The organism is Streptomyces tatrensis (assembly GCF_049310065.1).
Classification (GTDB): domain Bacteria; phylum Actinomycetota; class Actinomycetes; order Streptomycetales; family Streptomycetaceae; genus Streptomyces.
In genome coordinates, this window is record NZ_JBMDLB010000011.1 from 6,179,290 (window position 1) to 6,197,714 (window position 18,425).

18 protein-coding genes are annotated in these 18,425 nt (G+C 71.6%); 13 read left to right on the forward strand and 5 right to left on the reverse strand.

Features of this window, described 5'->3' with window-relative positions; translation table 11 throughout:
* Positions 1-59 precede the first annotated feature (59 nt).
* The 9 genes from ACODT5_RS44195 to ACODT5_RS44235 all read left to right on the forward strand — a co-directional run bounded on the left by ACODT5_RS44195 (position 60) and on the right by ACODT5_RS44235 (position 9,898).
* Positions 60-1,688, forward strand: coding sequence for a peptide ABC transporter substrate-binding protein (locus ACODT5_RS44195; protein ID WP_422524540.1), 1,629 nt, complete (start codon positions 60-62; stop codon positions 1,686-1,688).
* A gap of 30 nt (positions 1,689-1,718) precedes the next feature.
* Positions 1,719-2,642: an ABC transporter permease gene (locus tag ACODT5_RS44200; protein ID WP_422524541.1), complete on the forward strand. Its 924-nt coding sequence runs from the start codon at positions 1,719-1,721 to the stop codon at positions 2,640-2,642.
* Positions 2,635-3,651, forward strand: a complete 1,017-nt coding sequence (locus ACODT5_RS44205) for an ABC transporter permease (RefSeq protein WP_422524542.1) — start codon at positions 2,635-2,637, stop codon at positions 3,649-3,651. The genes ACODT5_RS44200 and ACODT5_RS44205 overlap by 8 nt, the downstream gene beginning before the upstream one ends.
* 12 nt (positions 3,652-3,663) lie before the next feature.
* Positions 3,664-4,638: an ABC transporter ATP-binding protein gene (locus ACODT5_RS44210; protein ID WP_422524543.1), complete on the forward strand. Its 975-nt coding sequence runs from the start codon at positions 3,664-3,666 to the stop codon at positions 4,636-4,638.
* The gene (locus ACODT5_RS44215; RefSeq protein ID WP_422524544.1) at positions 4,631-5,704 is read left to right on the forward strand and encodes an ABC transporter ATP-binding protein; all 1,074 of its coding nucleotides are present in this window, start codon (positions 4,631-4,633) and stop codon (positions 5,702-5,704) included. The genes ACODT5_RS44210 and ACODT5_RS44215 overlap by 8 nt, the downstream gene beginning before the upstream one ends.
* Positions 5,705-6,062: 358 nt before the next feature.
* A complete protein-coding gene (locus tag ACODT5_RS44220) occupies positions 6,063-6,257 on the forward strand; it encodes a hypothetical protein (protein ID WP_266904827.1) in 195 nt (64 codons plus the stop codon).
* A gap of 51 nt (positions 6,258-6,308) precedes the next feature.
* Positions 6,309-7,217, forward strand: a complete 909-nt coding sequence (mshB, locus tag ACODT5_RS44225; protein ID WP_422524545.1) for an N-acetyl-1-D-myo-inositol-2-amino-2-deoxy-alpha-D-glucopyranoside deacetylase — start codon at positions 6,309-6,311, stop codon at positions 7,215-7,217.
* Complete coding sequence (locus tag ACODT5_RS44230) at positions 7,214-7,609, forward strand: DUF6113 family protein (RefSeq protein ID WP_422524546.1); 396 nt, start codon at positions 7,214-7,216, stop codon at positions 7,607-7,609. Before mshB ends, ACODT5_RS44230 begins: the two co-directional genes overlap by 4 nt.
* Positions 7,610-7,846: 237 nt before the next feature.
* Positions 7,847-9,898 (forward strand): peptidoglycan binding domain-containing protein, encoded by a 2,052-nt coding sequence (locus ACODT5_RS44235; protein WP_422524547.1) that lies wholly within the window; start codon positions 7,847-7,849, stop codon positions 9,896-9,898.
* Between the two features lie 220 nt (positions 9,899-10,118).
* Here ACODT5_RS44235 and ACODT5_RS44240 read toward each other — a convergent pair whose 3' ends face one another.
* Together ACODT5_RS44240 and ACODT5_RS44245 are read right to left on the reverse strand one after the other, a co-directional pair.
* Entirely contained in the window at positions 10,119-10,910 is a 792-nt protein-coding gene (locus tag ACODT5_RS44240; protein WP_422524548.1) for a transglutaminase family protein, read from the reverse strand.
* On the reverse strand, positions 10,907-11,899 hold the full coding sequence (locus tag ACODT5_RS44245) for a GNAT family N-acetyltransferase (protein WP_422524549.1): 993 nt from the start codon (positions 11,897-11,899) through the stop codon (positions 10,907-10,909). The genes ACODT5_RS44240 and ACODT5_RS44245 overlap by 4 nt, the downstream gene beginning before the upstream one ends.
* Before the next feature lie 117 nt (positions 11,900-12,016).
* Between ACODT5_RS44245 and fdxA the strand changes: the two genes are divergently transcribed.
* Positions 12,017-12,346: a ferredoxin gene (fdxA, locus tag ACODT5_RS44250; RefSeq protein WP_030011906.1), complete on the forward strand. Its 330-nt coding sequence runs from the start codon at positions 12,017-12,019 to the stop codon at positions 12,344-12,346.
* Between the two features lie 107 nt (positions 12,347-12,453).
* Positions 12,454-13,554 carry a succinyldiaminopimelate transaminase gene (dapC, locus tag ACODT5_RS44255; protein ID WP_422524550.1) on the forward strand — a complete coding sequence of 367 codons (1,101 nt, stop codon included), beginning with the start codon at positions 12,454-12,456 and terminating at the stop codon, positions 13,552-13,554.
* Positions 13,555-13,669: 115 nt separating this feature from the next.
* Here the strand turns inward: dapC and ACODT5_RS44260 are convergent, their stop codons facing one another.
* Together ACODT5_RS44260 and ACODT5_RS44265 are read right to left on the reverse strand one after the other, a co-directional pair.
* Positions 13,670-14,017: an ATP-binding protein gene (locus tag ACODT5_RS44260; protein WP_422524551.1), complete on the reverse strand. Its 348-nt coding sequence runs from the start codon at positions 14,015-14,017 to the stop codon at positions 13,670-13,672.
* Positions 14,018-14,245: 228 nt separating this feature from the next.
* Positions 14,246-15,226, reverse strand: a complete 981-nt coding sequence (locus tag ACODT5_RS44265) for a hypothetical protein (RefSeq protein ID WP_422524552.1) — start codon at positions 15,224-15,226, stop codon at positions 14,246-14,248.
* Positions 15,227-15,313: 87 nt separating this feature from the next.
* On the opposite strand from ACODT5_RS44265, the gene dapE reads away from it, so the two are divergent.
* Together dapE and ACODT5_RS44275 are read left to right on the forward strand one after the other, a co-directional pair.
* The gene (gene dapE, locus ACODT5_RS44270) at positions 15,314-16,393 is read left to right on the forward strand and encodes a succinyl-diaminopimelate desuccinylase (RefSeq protein WP_422524553.1); all 1,080 of its coding nucleotides are present in this window, start codon (positions 15,314-15,316) and stop codon (positions 16,391-16,393) included.
* A gap of 64 nt (positions 16,394-16,457) precedes the next feature.
* Entirely contained in the window at positions 16,458-17,216 is a 759-nt protein-coding gene (locus ACODT5_RS44275; protein ID WP_388502754.1) for an LOG family protein, read from the forward strand.
* A 341-nt stretch (positions 17,217-17,557) separates the two neighbouring features.
* Here ACODT5_RS44275 and folP read toward each other — a convergent pair whose 3' ends face one another.
* Positions 17,558-18,418 carry a dihydropteroate synthase gene (gene folP / locus ACODT5_RS44280; protein WP_422524554.1) on the reverse strand — a complete coding sequence of 287 codons (861 nt, stop codon included), beginning with the start codon at positions 18,416-18,418 and terminating at the stop codon, positions 17,558-17,560.
* Positions 18,419-18,425: the final 7 nt, after the last annotated feature.

Below are 18,425 nucleotides of genomic sequence, written 5' to 3' on the forward strand. Positions count from 1 at the left end.
CCCCACATAGGGTGACATTGGGCCCTAAGTGAGTCTTGGGATCCAGTAGGAGGCACTCCATGCGCGGAGCCACCCACGCCAAGTGGGCCGCATGTGCGGCGGCCGTCGCCCTCGCGGCGACCGCCTGCGGCGGCGGAAGCGACAGCGGCGGAGGCGGCGCGGACGGCATCGTCAGCTCCTCGTGGGGCGACCCGCAGAACCCGCTGGAGCCCGCCAACACCAACGAGGTCCAGGGCGGCAAGGTCCTCGACATGATCTTCCGGGGGCTCAAGCGGTACGACCCCGAGACCGGTGAGGCGAAGAACTTTCTCGCCGAGAAGATCGAGACCACCGACAGCCAGAACTTCACGATCACGCTGAAGGACGGCTGGAAGTTCAGCAACGACGAGCCGGTCACCGCGCAGTCCTTCGTGGACGCCTGGAACTACGGCGCGGACGTCACCAAGAAGCAGAACAACTCACCCTTCTTCTCCGACATCGTCGGTTACGCGGACGTCCACCCCGAGAAGGGCGACCCCAAGACCAAGACCATGTCCGGCCTGGTCGTCAAGGACCCCAAGACCTTCACGGTCGCCCTCAAGGAGAAGTTCTCCACCTGGCCCGAGACCCTCGGCTACCAGGCGTTCTCCCCCCTGCCCAAGGCCTTCTTCACCGACCACGATGCCTGGCTGAAGAAGCCCGTCGGCAACGGCCCGTACACGGTGGACTCGTACACCAAGGGCACCGGCATGAAGCTGCGCAAGTGGGACGCCTACACGGGCGAGGACAAGGCGGTCAACGGCGGAGTGGACCTGAAGGTCTACACCGACAACAACACCGCCTACACCGACCTGATCTCCGGCAACCTCGACCTGGTCGACGACGTGCCCGCGCAGCAGCTCAAGAACGTCGCGAACGACCTCGGCGACCGCTACATCAACCAGCCGGCCCTCATCATCCAGACCCTCACCTTCCCGCTGTACGACCCGCAGTGGAGCAAGGAGGGCATGGACAAGGTCCGCCGCGGCATCTCCATGGCGATCAACCGCGACGAGATCACCAAGCAGATCTTCCACGAGACCCGCACCCCGGCCAAGGACTGGACCTCACCGGCCCTCGGCGACAAGGGCGGCTTCTCCGCCACCGCCTGCGGCGAGGCCTGCTCCTTCAACCCCACCGAGGCCAAGAAGCTCATCCAGGAGGCCGGCGGCCTGCCCGGCGGCAAGGTCTCGCTGACCTCCAACGTGGACACCGGCTCGCACCGCGAGTGGATGGACGCCGTCTGCAACAGCATCAACAACACACTGGGCGAGGGCCCGGTCTGCACCGTCAACCCCATCGGCACCTTCGCCGACTTCCGGAACCAGCAGAGCAGCTTCAAGCTGACCGGCCCGTTCCGCTCCGGCTGGCAGGCCGACTACCCGCTGATCCAGAACTTCCTGGAGCCGCTCTACTACACCGGCGCCTCCTCGAACTACGGCAAGTTCAGCAACCCGGAGTTCGACAAGCTCATCGACGAGGCCAACCGCGAGAGCGACGCCGCCAAGGCGACGGCCAAGTTCCAGGAGTCGGAGAAGATCCTCGCCGAGCAGATGCCGTCGATCCCGCTCTGGTACCAGAACGGCAGCGCGGGCTACGGGGAGCGCGTCACGGACGTGAAGCTCAACCAGTTCAGCGTCCCGGTGTACGACCAGATCAAGGTCAGCTGACCCGCCTTCGGATCGAACCTGGAGCAGTCCATGGGACGTTATGTGATCCGGCGGCTGCTCCAGATGATCCCCGTGTTCATCGGCAGCACGTTCCTGATCTTCTTCATGGTGTACGCGCTCGGTGACCCGGTCGCCGCCCTCTTCGGCGACAAGGCCCCCGACCCCGCCACCGCCGCACGCATCCGCAAGGACCTCTACCTCGACCAGCCCCTGTGGAAGCAGTACCTGCACTACATGGGCCAGATCTTCCAGGGCGACTTCGGCACCGCCTTCAACGGCCAGAAGGTCACCGAACTCATGGCCTCGGCCTTCCCGGTGACCCTGCGCCTGACCATCGTCGCGATCGCCATCGAGATCGTCGTCGGCATCACCCTCGGCGTGATCAGCGGACTGAAGCGCGGCAGGTCCATCGACAGCGGCGTGCTGGTGCTCACCCTGGTCGTCATCTCCGTGCCCACCTTCGTGACGGGCTACCTGCTCCAGTACCTCTTCGGCGTCAAATGGGGCTGGGTCAGGCCCACCGTCTCCCCGGACGCCCCCTTCAGCGAGCTGATCCTGCCCGGCATCGTGCTCGCGCTGGTCTCCCTCGCCTACGTCACCCGGCTCACCCGGACCTCCATCGCCGAGAACGTCAAGGCCGACTACGTCCGCACCGCCGTGGCCAAGGGCCTGCCCCGGCGCCGGGTCATCAGCCGCCACCTGCTGCGCAACTCGCTGATCCCCGTGGTCACCTTCATCGGCACCGACATCGGCGCCCTGATGGGCGGCGCCATCGTCACCGAGCGGATCTTCAACATCCACGGCGTCGGCTACCAGCTCTACCAGGGCATCCTGCGCAACAACTCCCCGACGGTGGTCGGCTTCGTGACCATCCTCGTGATCGTCTTCCTGCTGGCGAACCTGCTCGTCGACCTGCTCTACGCGGTCCTGGACCCGAGGATCCGTTATGCCTGAGCCCGATCCCGAGCGCGCCGTCTACGATCCGCTGGGACCCGGCCCGTACGAGTCCATCGCCCCCACCGGCCAGGGAGGCGCCATGGATCTCGCCCTGGAGGAGGGGGAGTCCCTGGAGAAGGAGCTCGGGGGAGGCCCGGCAGGCCCCGCGGGCCCGCAGGAGAAGGCCCGCTCCCTGTGGTCCGACGCCTGGCACCAACTGCGCCGCAACCCCGTCTTCATCGTCTCCACCCTGCTGATCCTCTTCCTCGTGGTCATCTCCATCTGGCCCCAGCTCATCGCGAGCGGCGACCCGCTCCAGTGCGACCTGTCCAAATCGCAGCAGGGCTCCTCCCCGGGCCACCCCTTCGGCTACGACACCCAGGGCTGCGACGTGTACACCCGTACCGTCTACGGGGCCCGCGCCTCCATCACCGTGGGCATCTGCGCCACCCTCGGCGCGGCCCTCCTCGGCTCCGCGCTCGGCGGGCTCGCCGGGTTCTTCGGCGGCTGGGGCGACGCGCTGCTCTCCCGGGTCGCCGACATCTTCTTCGGCATCCCCGTGGTCCTCGGCGGCCTGGTCTTCCTGTCCGTGGTCACCAGCACCACCGTCTGGCCCGTCGTCGGCTTCATCGTGCTGCTCGGCTGGCCCCAGCTGGCCCGCATCGCCCGCGGCTCGGTCATCACCGCCAAACAGAACGACTACGTCCAGGCCGCGCGGGCGCTCGGCGCCGGCAACGGCCGGATGCTGCTGCGGCACGTGGCGCCCAACGCCATCGCGCCCGTCATCGTCGTCGCCACCATCGCGCTCGGCACCTACATCGCGCTGGAAGCCACCCTGTCCTTCCTCGGCGTGGGCCTGCGCCCGCCCACCGTCTCCTGGGGCATCGACATCTCCAACGCCGCCTCCCAGATCCGCAACGCCCCGCACATGCTGCTCTACCCGGCGGGCGCGCTCAGCATCACCGTGCTCGCCTTCATCATGCTCGGCGACGCGGTGCGCGACGCCCTCGACCCCAAGCTGCGCTGAGGAGCCCCGCACATGCTGCTCGAAGTGCGCGATCTGCACGTGGAATTCAAGACGCGGGACGGAGTCGCCAAGGCCGTCAACGGGGTCAACTACTCCGTGGCCGAGGGCGAGACCCTCGCCGTGCTCGGCGAGTCCGGATCCGGCAAGTCGGTCACCGCCCAGGCCGTCATGGGCATCCTCGACGTGCCGCCGGGCCGCATCGCGGGCGGCGAGATCCTCTTCAAGGGCACAGACCTGCTGAAGATGAAGGAGGAGGAGCGCAGGAAGATCCGCGGCGCCGAGATGGCCATGATCTTCCAGGACGCCCTGTCCTCACTCAACCCGGTCCTGAGCGTCGGCGCGCAGCTCGGCGAGATGTACGAGGTCCACCGCGGGATGTCCCGCAAGGACGCCCGGAACAAGGCCGTCGAGCTGATGGACCGGGTGAAGATCCCGGCGGCGCGGGAGCGGGTGGGGGACTACCCGCACCAGTTCTCCGGCGGCATGCGCCAGCGCATCATGATCGCCATGGCGATGGCCCTGGAACCCTCGCTCATCATCGCGGACGAGCCGACCACGGCCCTGGACGTCACCGTCCAGGCCCAGGTCATGGACCTGCTCGCGGAGCTCCAGCGCGAGCTCAACATGGGCCTGATCCTGATCACCCACGACCTCGGCGTGGTCGCCGACGTCGCCGACAAGATCGCCGTCATGTACGCCGGCCGGATCGTCGAGGCGGCCCCCGTCCACGAGATCTACAAGAACCCCGCCCACCCGTACACCCGCGGCCTGCTGGACTCCATCCCGCGCCTGGACCAGAAGGGCCAGGAGCTGTACGCCATCAAGGGCCTGCCGCCCAACCTGCTCGCCATCCCGCCCGGCTGCGCCTTCAACCCGCGCTGCCCGATGGCCCAGGCCGTCTGCCGCACCGACGTACCCCCGCTGGCCGAGGTCGGACCGGACCGCGCCAGCGCGTGCTTCTTCTGGAAGGAGTGCCTCGGTGGCTGAGTCCATCCTCGTGGTGGAGGACCTGGTCAAGCACTACCCGCTGACCCAGGGCATCCTCTTCAAGAAGCACGTCGGCGCCGTCAAGGCCGTCGACGGGGTCTCCTTCGACCTGCGGGCCGGCGAAACCCTCGGCATCGTCGGGGAGTCCGGCTGCGGCAAGTCCACCGTCGCCAAGATGCTGGTCAACCTGGAACGCCCGACGGCGGGCTCGATCACGTACAAGGGCGAGGACCTCGCCAAGCTCTCCGCCAAGGGCCTCAAGGCCGCGCGCCGCAACATCCAGATGGTCTTCCAGGACCCGTACACCTCGCTGAACCCGCGCATGACGGTCGGCGACATCATCGGCGAGCCCTACGAGATCCACCCCGAGGTCGCGCCCAAGGGCGACCGCCGCCGCAAGGTCCAGGAGCTCCTGGACGTGGTCGGCCTGAACCCCGAGTACATCAACCGGTACCCGCACCAGTTCTCCGGCGGCCAGCGCCAGCGCATCGGCATCGCCCGCGGCCTCGCCCTCAAGCCCGAGATCATCGTCGCCGACGAGCCGGTCTCCGCCCTCGACGTCTCCGTCCAGGCCCAGGTGGTCAACCTCCTGGAGCGCCTCCAGGACGAGTTCAACCTCTCCTACGTGTTCATCGCGCACGACCTCTCGATCGTCCGGCACATCTCCGACCGGGTCGGCGTCATGTACCTGGGCCGGATCGTCGAGATCGGCACCGACACCCAGATCTACGACCACCCCACCCACCCCTACACCCAGGCGCTGCTCTCCGCCGTCCCGGTCCCCGACCCGACGGCCCGCGCGGGCCGCGACCGGATCATCCTCTCCGGCGACGTCCCCTCCCCGGCCAACCCGCCCTCGGGCTGCCGCTTCCGCACCCGCTGCTGGAAGGCCGAGGAGCGCTGCGCGTCGGAGGTCCCGCTCCTGGAGATCCCGGCCTTCCTCCCGGGCGGCCCGACGGCCCACCCCTCGGCCTGTCATTTCGCATCCGAGCGGGCCGCCCTTCCGCCGGGACCGCAGCCGGGATCCCAGTCGGGATCCCAGTCGGGACCGTCGACCAAGGAGTGAGCTCCGGGCCCCCGGTACCGCTCATTTCTCGCCACAGCTGTGAACGGCACCCGGTTTCGCCGCAACTCGGTTAACACGCAGGCAACTTGACCGTTTCTGTCCCGAGATCTGGGCCGGGCAGCCTGGATCCGTGCGGCCGTGCGGGTGCCGACAGCCGGCCGGGGAGGCGTACAGCTTCCCCGGCCGGCACTCCTGTGACCCCGGACGTGCGCGGCGTGCGCCCCTCGTGCTGCCGGAATCGATCGATGAGGTGGTACGGATAGTTATGATCCGTAGCGCACGGTGGGTATGACTCTGCCGAGCACCGAGTTGCGAGTACGCGAACCCGATGTCCGCTCGACGTGGAGGTGAAACAGCCGTGGCACTATCGATCTCGGCCGTGGTGCTGCTGGCAGTCGTCGTCTTCCTGCTGGTCCGCCGTTCGGGCCTGAAGGCGGGTCACGCAGTGGTCTGTGTACTGCTCGGCTTCTATCTGGCGAGCTCGACCGTGGCTCCGACGCTCTCCCAGCTGACCTCCAACGTGGCGAGCATGATCAGCGGCCTCAAGTTCTAGCGGAGTTCCGGTTCCGGGGGCGGGGCCGCCGTTTCTCGTAGGGTGACCCCCATGAACGGTCTTCCCGCCCGTCGGCTCCTGCTCGTGCACGCGCACCCGGACGACGAGTCGATCAACAACGGCGTCACCATGGCCAAGTACGCGGCCGAGGGCGTCCATGTCGCATTGGTGACCTGCACGCTCGGCGAGGAGGGTGAGGTCATCCCGCCCGGGCTCGCCCACCTGACGGCCGACCGCGACGACACCCTCGGCGCCCACCGCGTCGGCGAGCTCGCCGAGGCCATGCGCGAACTGGGCGTGTCCGACCACCGCTTCCTCGGCGGCCCCGGCCGCTTCCGCGACTCCGGAATGATGGGCGCCGAACAGAACCACCGGCCCGGCGCCTTCTGGTCCGCCGACGTGGACGAGGCCGCGGGGTACCTCGTAGAGGTGATCCGCGAACTGCGCCCCCAGGTCCTCGTCACCTACGACCCCAACGGCGGCTACGGCCACCCCGACCACATCCAGGCCCACCGCGTCGCCACCCGCGCCGCCGAACTGGCCGCGGAGCCCACGTACCGCCGTGACCTCGGCGCACCGCACACCATCGAGAAGTTCTACTGGAACCGCGTCCCGCGCACGGTCGTCGAGGAGGGCTTCGCCCGGCTGCGCGAGGCCGGGAGCGAGGTGCCCTTCCCGGCGCCCGCCGCACCGGACGACGTGCCGGGCGTGGTGGCCGACGAGCGGATCACCGCCGAGATCGGCGGGGACGAGGCCGCGGAGCAGGCGTTCGTGGCCGCCAAGACCGCCGCGATGCGCGCCCACGCCACCCAGATCGCGGTGGACGGGCCCTTCTTCGCGCTCTCCAACGACCTGGCGCAGCCGCTGTTCACCCACGAGTACTACGAATTGGTCGCCGGCCGCCCCGGCGTCCCCGCGGGCGAGCGCGAGCGCGACCTCTTCGCGGGGGTGCGGGCATGACCGGGCCGCCGTGGACCATGGGGAACGGCGGGCGGATCGCAGCCCTGCTGGGCCTGTTGGCGGCGGGGGTGCTGACCGGCGTGGCCGGCTGGCTCGTCGTCGACCTGTGGTTCCCGGGCGGACTGCTCCTCGCGCTCCTCGCGCTCTTCGGCCTGTTCCTCGGCGCCCGCATCGCGCTGGGCACCGGCATCGGAGTCGGGGCGGCCACCGCGGGCTGGTTCCTCGCCTACGTGATCCTCGGTGTGCCGCGGCCGGAGGGGGACTTCCTGCTCGGTTCGTCCGGAATCAGCATGTACGCCTACCTTTTGGGCGGAGTCGTACTCGCTGTGATGTGCGCCACGATGAGCTTCCCGGAGAACCGGCCGGTTTCGGCCGCCGGGAAGGCGAAGTGACGCGGCGTCGGCCGCGCGCGACGCCTTGACGAGCGGCTCGGGCGGTGCTTCCCCCAGCCCCCGGCAGCGGGGCGACAGCTGCTCAGGGGGTGTGCGCCAGGGGCGCGCGGAAGATCAAGGGGAACCCTTCGTTCCCGGCGGTCGGGTGCGCGCGGGCGGCGGCCAGTATGGTGGACCGGCCGCCGAGCTGCCCGCGCACGCTATGACGGGCGGCGGAGCCGATCGGGAGAACCTGCCTTGAGCCGTGAAACTGACAGTCCGTCCTCCGGGCCCAACGGGCGCGGCGGAGCCGCCTACCCCTCGGGTACGCCGCCGTATGGATCAGGCCAGTATCCGTCCACGACAGTGCCCCCCGGTCCGGGCGCGGCGACCACCCCGGAGGAGAGTTCAGTGACCGCACCGCCCGCGAAGCCGTCCACACCCGATTCCGACGGGCCGAAGACGGAGACCCAGCTGACGACCCGGATCCGGATCAACATCCCGGGTTCGCGGCCGATTCCGCCCGTGGTCGTACGCCAGACCATGCCCGAAACCGAGCCCGAGCCCGAGCCCGCCGCGGCCCCGCAGGCCGCGCCCGAGCCGGGTCCCGGCGAGGAGACCGGCAGCAACTGGTTCGCACCGCGCAAGACGGGCAGCGCACCTGCCCCGACGCCCGCTCCCGCCCCGGCGCCTGCTCCCGCTCCGGCTCCGGGCCCCGCCCAGGGCGGCGGCCCGCGCTTCGACGGGCCCGCGCAGCAGGGCTTCGCCCCGGGCCCGGCCGGGCCGCGCCCCGGCGCACCGATGGGCCCCGGCCCCGGTGCGCCGATGGGCTCCCGCCCCGGCGGTCCGGGCCCCGCCCCGGCTCAGGGCGGCGGCCCGCGCTTCGACGGGCCCGCGCAGCAGGGCTTCGCCCCGGGCCCGGCCGGGCCGCACCCCGGTGCGCCGATGGGCCCCGGCCCCGGCGGCCCCGGCGTCGGCTCCGGGCAGGGCGCCGGCTACCCCGCGCCCCCCGCCGGACCCGGCGGTCCCCGTCCGGGCGCCCCCACGGGCCCCGCGCAGGGCCCCGGTCCCGCCGGGCGCCCCATGCCGCAGCCCGGCCCCGGAGCCGCCTACGGCCCCGGCTCCGGCCCCGTCACCCAGGCCATGGGAGCCCCCGCCCCGGCCGCCCCGGCCTGGCCCGGCCCCGGACCCGGCGCCGGCCGCGGCCCGGACGGGCCGACCGGCGGGCCCGCGCTGGGCTCCGTACCGGAGCCGAGCTGGCCCGGACCCGAGCTGGACCCGGCCCGGCACCCGCAGCCCGTGCCCGCCCCGGCGCCCGCGAACAAGGCCAAGGCCCCCGCGCCGGCCCCGGCACCGGCGAGGCCCGCCAAGAAGGGCCGCAACAAGCTGGTCCTGCTCGGCGGGGCCCTCTTCGCGCTGTTCGGCGTGGCCTACGGAGCCGGTCTGCTCCTCAACCACTCCGACGTGCCCAAGGGCACCACGGTCATGGGCACCGACATCAGCGGCAGCCGCGACGAGGCCGTCGCCAAGCTCCAGAGGTCCTTCGGCAACCGCGCCACCACCCCGCTCAGGTTCACCATCGGCGGCAAGCCGGCCGAGCTGAAGCCGGAGAAGGCCGGCCTGAGCCTGGACAGCCAGACCACCGTCCGCAACGCGGCGGGCAGCGACTACAACCCCGTCACGGTCATCGGCTCCCTGTTCGGCAGCGAGCGCAAGGCCGAGGCCGTCCTGCCCACCGACGAGGAGAAGCTGCGGGTCGCCCTCCAGGAGCTCGCCGGCACCGCCGGCTCCGTCACCGAGGGCACCATCACCTTCGACACCGGCAAGGCCGTCGCCGTCCCCGGCAAGCCCGGTTCCACGCTCGATGTGGACGCCGCCGTCGGCATGGTCACCAAGGCCTTCCACGACATGGTCGACACCGGCAAGGCCACCCCGGTCGACCTCCCGGTCGCCACCAAGGACCCGGTCGTCGACCAGGCCGAACTGGACCGGGCGATGAAGGAGTTCGCCCAGCCCGCGATGTCGGCGCCGGTCCTCGTCAAGGCGGGCGGCAAGTCCATCCCCCTCGGCGCCAAGTCCCTGCCGAAGATCCTGAGCATGCAGGCCGTGGACGGCCACCTCGTCGAGAAGTACGACCTGGAAGCCCTCAAGACGGCCTACGGGAACACCTTCGACGGAGTCCTCATCATGCGCGGCACCGGCGAGAAGACCGCCGTCACCCCGCAGGACGTCGCCGGAGTCCTCGGCAAGGCCCTGCGCGGCAAGACCACCGCCGAGCGCACCGCAGTCATCGCCACCAACCCGAGCTGACCACACACACCGGAGCCCCTCCCCGAACACGGGGAGGGGCTCCGGGTGTATTCAGCCGTCCGGCGTTTGAGGACCGGGGTCTGGGGCGGAGCCCCAGGACGGGTCCGGGCAGCGCCCGGGGAACGGTGGAAGGGCGGGTAGGGGACATTGCCCCGCGCAGCGGCAAGGGCCCACGCGGACTCCGCCCCGCGCAGCGGCAAGCCGTCAGACGGGCCACGGGCTAATTCAGCAGGGCCCGAGCCGCCATCGCCTCGGCACGAATCCGCACCGCCGACGGCGGATCGATCACGTCCACAACCACCGCGTAGGCCTCCATCTCCGCCGCCCCCACCACGAACTCCCCCCGCTCCACCAGCAGCTTCGCCCGCTCGTACCGCAACGCCGCAGGATGCGAGGGCAGCAGCAGCGCCAGATCCAGCGCCCACAGCGCCACCCCCGAGTGCTCGGGCCGCGACGAGGCCCACGCCCGGATGTTGTTCAGGATCCGCAGCACGATGTCCATGGTCCGCGCCGCGGTCCGCGGCCCCGCCGCCAGCTCCGCCGGACCCGCGCCGAGCGAGGCGCCCCCCGCGAAGGGGTCGACGACCACACCCTCCTCCGGATCCCCGAAGCCCACGACGAAGTGCCCCGGCAGGGCCAGTCCGTACACCGGGGCCCCGGCCCGCCGGGCCACCTCCAGCCAGACCACGGACAGCAGGATCGGCAGCCCCCGGCGCCGCCGCAGCACCTCGTGCAGGAGCGAGGACGAGAGCCGGTCGTAGTCGGCCGGGGTGCCGTGGAAGCCCATCCGGCCGCCCAGCAGTTCGGACACCGCGGACGCCCACGCGCGAGCGCCCCGCAGCCCGTACGGCAGCATCCCCGCCAGCCGGTCCAGCTCGATCTGCGCCCAGTCCATGGCCCGTTCGTCGAGCTCCGGGTCCCCCTCCGCGGCCAGCAGCAGGCACAGTACGGCCAGGTCGGGCCGCTCCGCCCGCGCCTCGGCGGCGAACCGCTCCCGCCAGAGCGAGGTCACGCCGCCGCCCGGCGGTAGTGGTGGTAGGAGTGGTGCGTCCCGAAGCCCATTCCCTCGTACAGCGCCCGCGCCCCGGTGTTGTCGGCCTCCACCTGGAGCCAGGCCGCCGAGGCGCCCTCCTCCAGCGCCCGCCGCGCCAGCGCCGCCATCACGGCCGAGGCGAGGCCGCGGCGCCGGTGCTCCGGGTCGACCTCGACGGCCGCGAACCCGGCCCACCGGCCGTCCACCACGAGCCGCCCGATGGCCCGGCCGGGCAGCGCCGCGAACCACACCGAGGGTCCTGCCGTCAGCACCCGGCGGGCCGTTTCGGGGTCCTTCACCCGCCCGTAGCGGGAGAGCCACTCCTCGTCCGGAGCACGGGTCAGCCGTACGCCCGCGACCACGGACTCGTCCAGGTCCAGGTCCCCGACCGCAGCCAGAGCGCCGACCCGGACCTCCGCCGACACCTCGCGGACCCAGCCCCGGTCCTCCAGCTCCGCGCAGAGCAGCTCCTGCGTGCCCGCGGCCCCCGTGGCGGTCTGGACGTAGGCCGGAAGGTCCCGCCGCGCGTACCAGGAGGTCACTCGCGCGAGTGCATCGTCCAGCGGCGTCCCGGGATCGCCGAGCGGCAGCACGGAGTTGGCGCGGCGGGTGAATCCGCCGGCCGCGCGCAGCGTCCACCCGCCCAGCGGCTCGTTCTCCAGCGGCACCCAGGCCCGTGCGCAGACCCCCGCGAGCTCCTCGAAGGAGGCCGCGGGCCCCCTGCGCCGGGCCGGCGCGGCCGGTACGACCTTGCCCGCCACCAGCGAGGATTCCGCGATGCGGACGGACTCGCCGGTCTTTCGTGTGATCGTCACCACACCCGAATCCCAGGATGTGAGAACCCCTACGGTGTCCGTGAGACAGGGGGCTCCGGTCGAGCCGTGCTCCACCCGTCGCACAGAGACACGTTTACCCACGTCAGCGGGTGTAATCCGGATCTCCAGCCGTCCACCGGCAGTGATTTCCACAGCTCTGTCCGCCCCTCCTGTTCGGATCGTGCCCGGGAACGGAGATACTAGAGGTGGGCATCGACGACGCCGCGCTCCCGCGCGATATGGAAAGCCCTTATGAGGAGGAACGAGAGCGTGACCTACGTCATCGCGGAGCCTTGTGTCGACGTCAAGGACAAGGCATGCATCGAAGAGTGCCCCGTCGACTGCATCTACGAGGGCCAGCGGTCCTTGTACATCCACCCGGACGAGTGCGTCGACTGTGGTGCGTGTGAGCCGGTCTGCCCGGTCGAGGCCATCTTCTACGAGGACGACACTCCGGAGGAGTGGAAGGACTACTACAAGGCGAACGTCGAGTTCTTCGACGAGCTCGGTTCGCCCGGTGGTGCTTCCAAGCTCGGTCTGATCGAGCGCGACCACCCCTTCGTCGCAGCGCTGCCCGCCGGCATCAACGGCGAGCACTGACCTTTCAGGCAGACGCGCCCCTCGGTCCCGTACGGCCTTCCCGCCGCACGGGACCGACGTGTTTTCCGACCCGCGCACACCAGCACTCAGAGAGAGCAGAGACCACCGTGGCCGCAGTATCCGACCGTCTTCCCGCCTTCCCCTGGGACAAGCTGGAGCCGTACAAGGCCACGGCGGCGGCCCACCCGGACGGCATCGTCGACCTCTCCGTCGGCACCCCCGTCGACCCGGTGCCCGAGCTGATCCAGCGCGCCCTGATCGAGGCCGCGGACTCCCCGGGCTACCCCACGGTGTGGGGCACCCCCGCCCTGCGCGACGCGATCACCGGCTGGGTGCGCGGCCGCCTCGGCGCGAGCGCCGCCGGACACCGCAACGTCCTGCCGGTCGTCGGCTCCAAGGAACTGGTGGCCTGGCTGCCGACCCAGCTGGGCCTCGGCGCCGGGGACCAGGTGGCCTACCCCCGCCTCGCCTACCCGACGTACGAGGTCGGCGCGCGGCTGTGCGGCGCCGAGCCGGTGGTCTACGACGACCCCACCACGGACCTCGACCCGGCCCGCGTGAAGCTGCTGTGGCTCAACTCCCCGTCCAACCCCACCGGCAAGGTCCTCCCCGGGGAGGAGCTCGCACGGATCGTGGCCTGGGCGCGCGAACACGGGATCCTGATCTTCAGCGACGAGTGCTACCTCGAACTGGGCTGGGAGGCCGAGCCCGTCTCCGTCCTGCACGACGAGGTCTGCGGGGGCTCGTACGAGGGCATCGTCGCCGTCCACTCGCTGTCCAAGCGGTCCAACCTGGCCGGCTACCGGGCGGCCTTCATCGCCGGTGACGCCGAAGTCCTCGGCGAGCTGCTCCAGATCCGCAAGCACGGCGGCATGATGACCCCGGCCCCCGTGCAGGCGGCCACGGTCGCGGCCCTGGGCGACGACGCACACGTCGAGGAGCAGCGGGTGCGCTACGCGGCCCGTCGCGAGACGCTGCGCACGGCCCTGGAGGCGCACGGCTTCCGCGTGGAGCACAGCGAGGCCAGCCTGTACCTGTGGGTGACCCGGGACGAGCCCTGCTGGGACACGGTGGCCCACCTGGCCGAGCTCGGCATCCTGGTCGCGCCCGGCGACTTCTACGGCGAGGCGGGCGCGCACTTCGTCCGCGTGGCCTTCACGGCCACGGACGAGCGTGTCGGGGCGGCGGCCAAGCGGCTGGCGCCGTAGCCGGAGCCGTAGCTGGAGCCGTCTGCGGCTCCGCCCGCGCCGATGGACGCGGGGACAGCCCGAGGGGCCCGGGAGTTCGTGCTCCCGGGCCCCTCGGCGTTCATGGCGGTGGCTGCTAGCCGAGGCCGGGCAGCCCGCCCGGGAGACCGCCGGGCAGTCCGCCCGGCAGGCCGCCGCCCGGAAGCCCGCCGCCGGCGAGCGGCAGCCCGGCCAGCAGGCTGCCCGCGGCGCCGGTCACCTCGTCGGCGGGCGCGGGCGCCGGCAGGGTGGAGGCGTCCGCGACGTCGGTGGCGGTGTCGCCCGCGGCGGAGACCGTCGCGTCCGGCGCGGTGAGCGCGCCCAGCTGCGGCACGGACTCCAGGCCCGCGGCGCTGGCCGCGCCGGCCGCACCGACCACGGGCGCTGCCCCGGCTGCCAGGAGCAGCGCGGCACGGGCGATCCGACGGGTCAGGGGGAGGGACATGTTGCTCCTAAGCGGTAGCGGCTGAGTACGCCGTGACAACCGCTCGGAGGGGGGCGCGAGTTGCGGAGCCGGTGGGTAAAGGATCAGTAACGGATCGTTTAATCGGCTTCCTGGCCGACCGCCCGGAACGTGCGCCGACCTGCGGTTGTACGCCCGCCGGGAGCCCCGTGTCCGCCGTACGGGTCACCCCCGTACGAGGGACGGGTCGTACGCCCGTCCAGCGGGAACTCAGCCGTGCAGGAAGATCCGTACCTGGCCCGGAGCCGCGGCGCCGGCGTCCCCGGCACCGTTCCCGGCGCCCGCCGCGCCCCGCTCCCGCCACCGGTCGCCGTCCTTGCCCGCGACCCAGGACTTGCCGCCGTAGGAGACCCGGGTGATCCCCAGCTCGCGGGAGCCGGCCACCGCCCACTGCGCGAGCACCTGGCCGGTCCGCGCCGCCCGATCGCCACCGCCGGGCTTCGCCACCAGGGTCACCTCGGTCTCGGCGGCCGCCCCGGCGCTCGCCCCGGACGCGGGATCGCCCGCAGCCGCGGGCACCGTGTAGAGGGGGTTCTTGCCGAGCAGCCGGGTCAGCTCCGCCCGGACCTTCGCCGGATCGCCCGACCGGGCGGGCGCGGGCCCGGTACAGATCAGGTGACCGCCGCCCGTGAAGGCCGCGGTCAGCACGGTGGCGTCCGGCTCGTGCTTCGCGTAGGCCTGCGGGAAACCGCTCAGCTGCACCTTCTGCGCCGCCACCGTCAGCGGGAGCCGCGAGTACCCCTTGATCTCGGCCAGCCGGTCGTAGAAGATCCCGGCCGAGTACACGGGGTCCATGATCTGGTCCGGCGTGCCCCAGCCCTGCGAGGGCCGCTGCTGGAACAGGCCCAGCGAATCGCGGTCGCCGTGGTCGAGGTTGCGCAGGGCCGACTCCTGCATGGCGGTCGCCAGCGCGATGGTCACGGCCCGGTCGGGCATCCCCTTGGAGACCCCGACCGCGGCTATCGCCGCCGCGTTCGCCGCCTGGTCGGGGGACATCTCGTCGAACTGGCCGGATCCCGTCGGGCCGCTCTTCCCGTCGGCCGAGGCCGTGCAGTAGGGCACACCGGCGTTGTCGTTCGACTCGCGCTGCACGACGAAGTACCCGGCGACCGCGACCAGCACCAGGAAGCCCGCGGCCCATCGGAGCGGGCGTCGTCGGCGGCGAGGGCGGGAGTGATCGGTCTGCGGCACGCCGCCCACCGTACTTGAGCCATATGACGCGTCCATCGGCCGGACGGACAAGGCTTCGCCGCAGCCCGGGGGGTTAGGGTCAGCTCCATGTCCGAATCCGAGCTGGACCTCACCCTGGACGCCGCCGAGCTGACCGCCCGGCTCGTCGACATTCCGTCCGTGAGCGGCGACGAGAAGGTACTCGCCGACCTCGTGGAACACGCCCTGCGCGGCCTGCCGCACCTGACCGTGGACCGCTTCGGAAACAACGTGGTGGCGCGCACGGACCTGGGCCGCGCCGAACGCGTCGTACTCGCCGGGCACCTCGACACCGTGCCGATCGCCGACAACGTGCCCTCCCGCCTCGACGAGAACGACGTCCTGTGGGGATGCGGCACCACCGACATGAAGTCGGGCGTCGCCGTACAGCTGCGCATCGCGGCGACGGTCCCCGAACCCAACCGGGACCTCACCTTCGTCTTCTACGACCAGGAAGAGGTCGCCGCCGACCTCAACGGCCTCGGCAAGGTCGCCGAAGCCCACCCCGACTGGCTGACCGGCGACTTCGCCGTCCTCCTCGAACCCTCCAACGCCGAGGTCGAGGGCGGCTGCCAGGGCACCCTGCGCGTCCTGCTCCGCACGGCCGGCGAGCGCGCCCACTCCGCGCGCAGCTGGATGGGCTCCAACGCCATCCACGCGGCGAGCCCGATCCTGGCCAAGCTGGCGGCGTACGAGCCCCGCAAGCCCGTGATCGACGGCCTGGAGTACCACGAGGGCCTCAACGCGGTCCGCATCGAGGGCGGCGTCGCCAACAACGTCATCCCGCACGCGTGCACGGTCACGGTCAACTTCCGCTTCGCCCCCGACCGGACCACGGACGAGGCGATCGCCCACGTCCGCGAGGTCTTCGCGGACTGCGACATCGACGAGTTCGTCATCGACGACCTCTCGCCCGGCGCCCTCCCCGGCCTCTCCCACCCGGCCGCCGCGGCCTTCATGGAGGCCGTCGGAGGACACGCCATGCCGAAGTTCGGCTGGACGGACGTCTCCCGCTTCAGCGCGCTGGGCGTCCCGGCGGTCAACTATGGCCCGGGCGACGCCCTGCTGGCCCACAAGGCCGACGAGCGGGTGGAGACGAAGGCGATCCTCCACTGCGAGGAACGACTCCGCGCCTGGCTGACCTCCTGAATTCCGCTTCTCGTCACCTTTGTGCGCCTAACCTGATCCAACGATCAGCAGGAGGGAGCACATCATGGGCAACCCTGAAGGGTCCGCTCGTCGTCGGCCCGAGGAGCAGCAGCTCGGGCCGGTGCTGAGGAGGCGGGGCCAGGTGCAGGCCGGCAGTACGACGGACCAGCGGCTGCTGGATTCGGCCGGGCCCTCCGAGTGGGTGCACACCGATCCGTGGCGGGTCCTGCGCATCCAGTCGGAGTTCATCGAGGGCTTCGGCACCCTGGCGGAACTGCCGCCGGCGATCAGCGTGTTCGGCTCCGCCCGGACGCCGGCGGGTTCGCCGGAGTACGAGGCGGGCGTGCGGATCGGCGGCGCGCTCGTGGAGGCCGGGTTCGCGGTGATCACGGGCGGTGGCCCGGGCGCGATGGAGGCGGCCAACAAGGGCGCGCGGGAGGCGAACGGCCTCTCGGTCGGCCTGGGCATCGAGCTCCCCTTCGAGCAGGGGCTCAACGAGCACGTCGACCTCGGGCTGAACTTCCGCTACTTCTTCGTCCGCAAGACGATGTTCGTGAAGTACAGCCAGGGCTTCGTGGTCCTGCCGGGCGGGCTCGGCACCCTCGACGAGATGTTCGAGGCCCTGACCCTGGTCCAGACGCAGAAGATCACCCGCTTCCCGATCGTGCTGTTCGGCACGGCGTACTGGAGCGGGCTCATCGACTGGCTGAAGAACACGGTCATCGCGCAGGGCAAGGCCTCGGAGAAGGACCTCTACCTCTTCCACGTCACCGATGACGTGGACGAGGCGATCGCGCTCGTGACGAAGGAAGTCGGCAGGTAGGACCCGCCGACCGCTACGCCAGCCCCCGGCGGGCGACCGCCGGGGGTCGGTGGCCCTGGATCGAGCGGGCCATGTCGAGGAGCTCCTTCTTCACGCCGCTCTCGCGCGCGGTTCGGCGCTGGGGCGCCTTACCGGCTTCGAGCGGCTGCGCCGGCCTCCGGCCGTCGGGGTGGGGGTTCAGGCGAGTCCGCGGCGGGCGACTTCCGGGGGTCGGTGGCCCTGGATCGAGCGGGCCATGTCGAGGAGCTCCTTCTTCACGCCGCTCTCGCGCGCGGTTCGGCGCTGGGGCGCCTTACCGGCTTCGAGCGGCTGCGCCGGCCTCCGGCCGTCGGGGTGGGGGTTCAGGCGAGTCCGCGGCGGGCGACTTCCGGGGGTCGGTGGCCCTGGATCGAGCGGACCATGTCCAGGATCTGCTTGGTTTCCGCGACCTCGTGGACGCGGTAGACCTGGGCGCCCAGCCAGGCCGAGACGGCCGTTGTGGCCAGGGTGCCCAGGAGGCGTTCCTTGACCGGCTTGTCGAGGGTCTCGCCGACGAAGTCCTTGTTGGACAGGGAGACCAGGACCGGCCAGCCCGTCTCCGTCATCTCGGAGAGGCGCCGGGTGGCCTCCAGGGAGTGGCGGGTGTTCTTCCCGAAGTCGTGGCCGGGGTCGATCATGATCGACTCGCGGGGGACGCCCAGGGCCGCCGCACGCTCCGCCAGGCCGACCGTGACCCGCAGGATGTCGGCCATCACGTCCTCGTACTCGGTCCGGTGCGGCCGGGTCCGCGGCTCGGCCCCGCCCGCGTGGGTGCAGACGATGCCCGCGCCGTGGCGCGCGGCGACCTCCGCGAGCTTCGGGTCCACCCCGCCCCACGCGTCGTTGAGGAGGTCCGCCCCGGCCTCGCAGACGGCCTCGCCGACCTCGTGCCGCCAGGTGTCGACGCTGATCACCACGTCGGGGTGGCGGCGGCGGACCTCGGCGACGAAGCCCACCGTGCGCCGGGCTTCCTCCGCCGCGTCCACGTGCTCGCCGGGACCGGCCTTCACCCCGCCGATGTCGATGATCGCGGCGCCCTCGGCCACCGCCTGCTCGACCCGGTCCAGGGCCGGCTCGTCGCGGAAGGTCGCTCCCTGGTCGTAGAAGGAGTCAGGGGTCCGGTTCACGATGGCCATGATCACCGGCTCGTGGTCGTCGAACTCGCGCCTGCCCAGTCGCAGCATCCTGCTC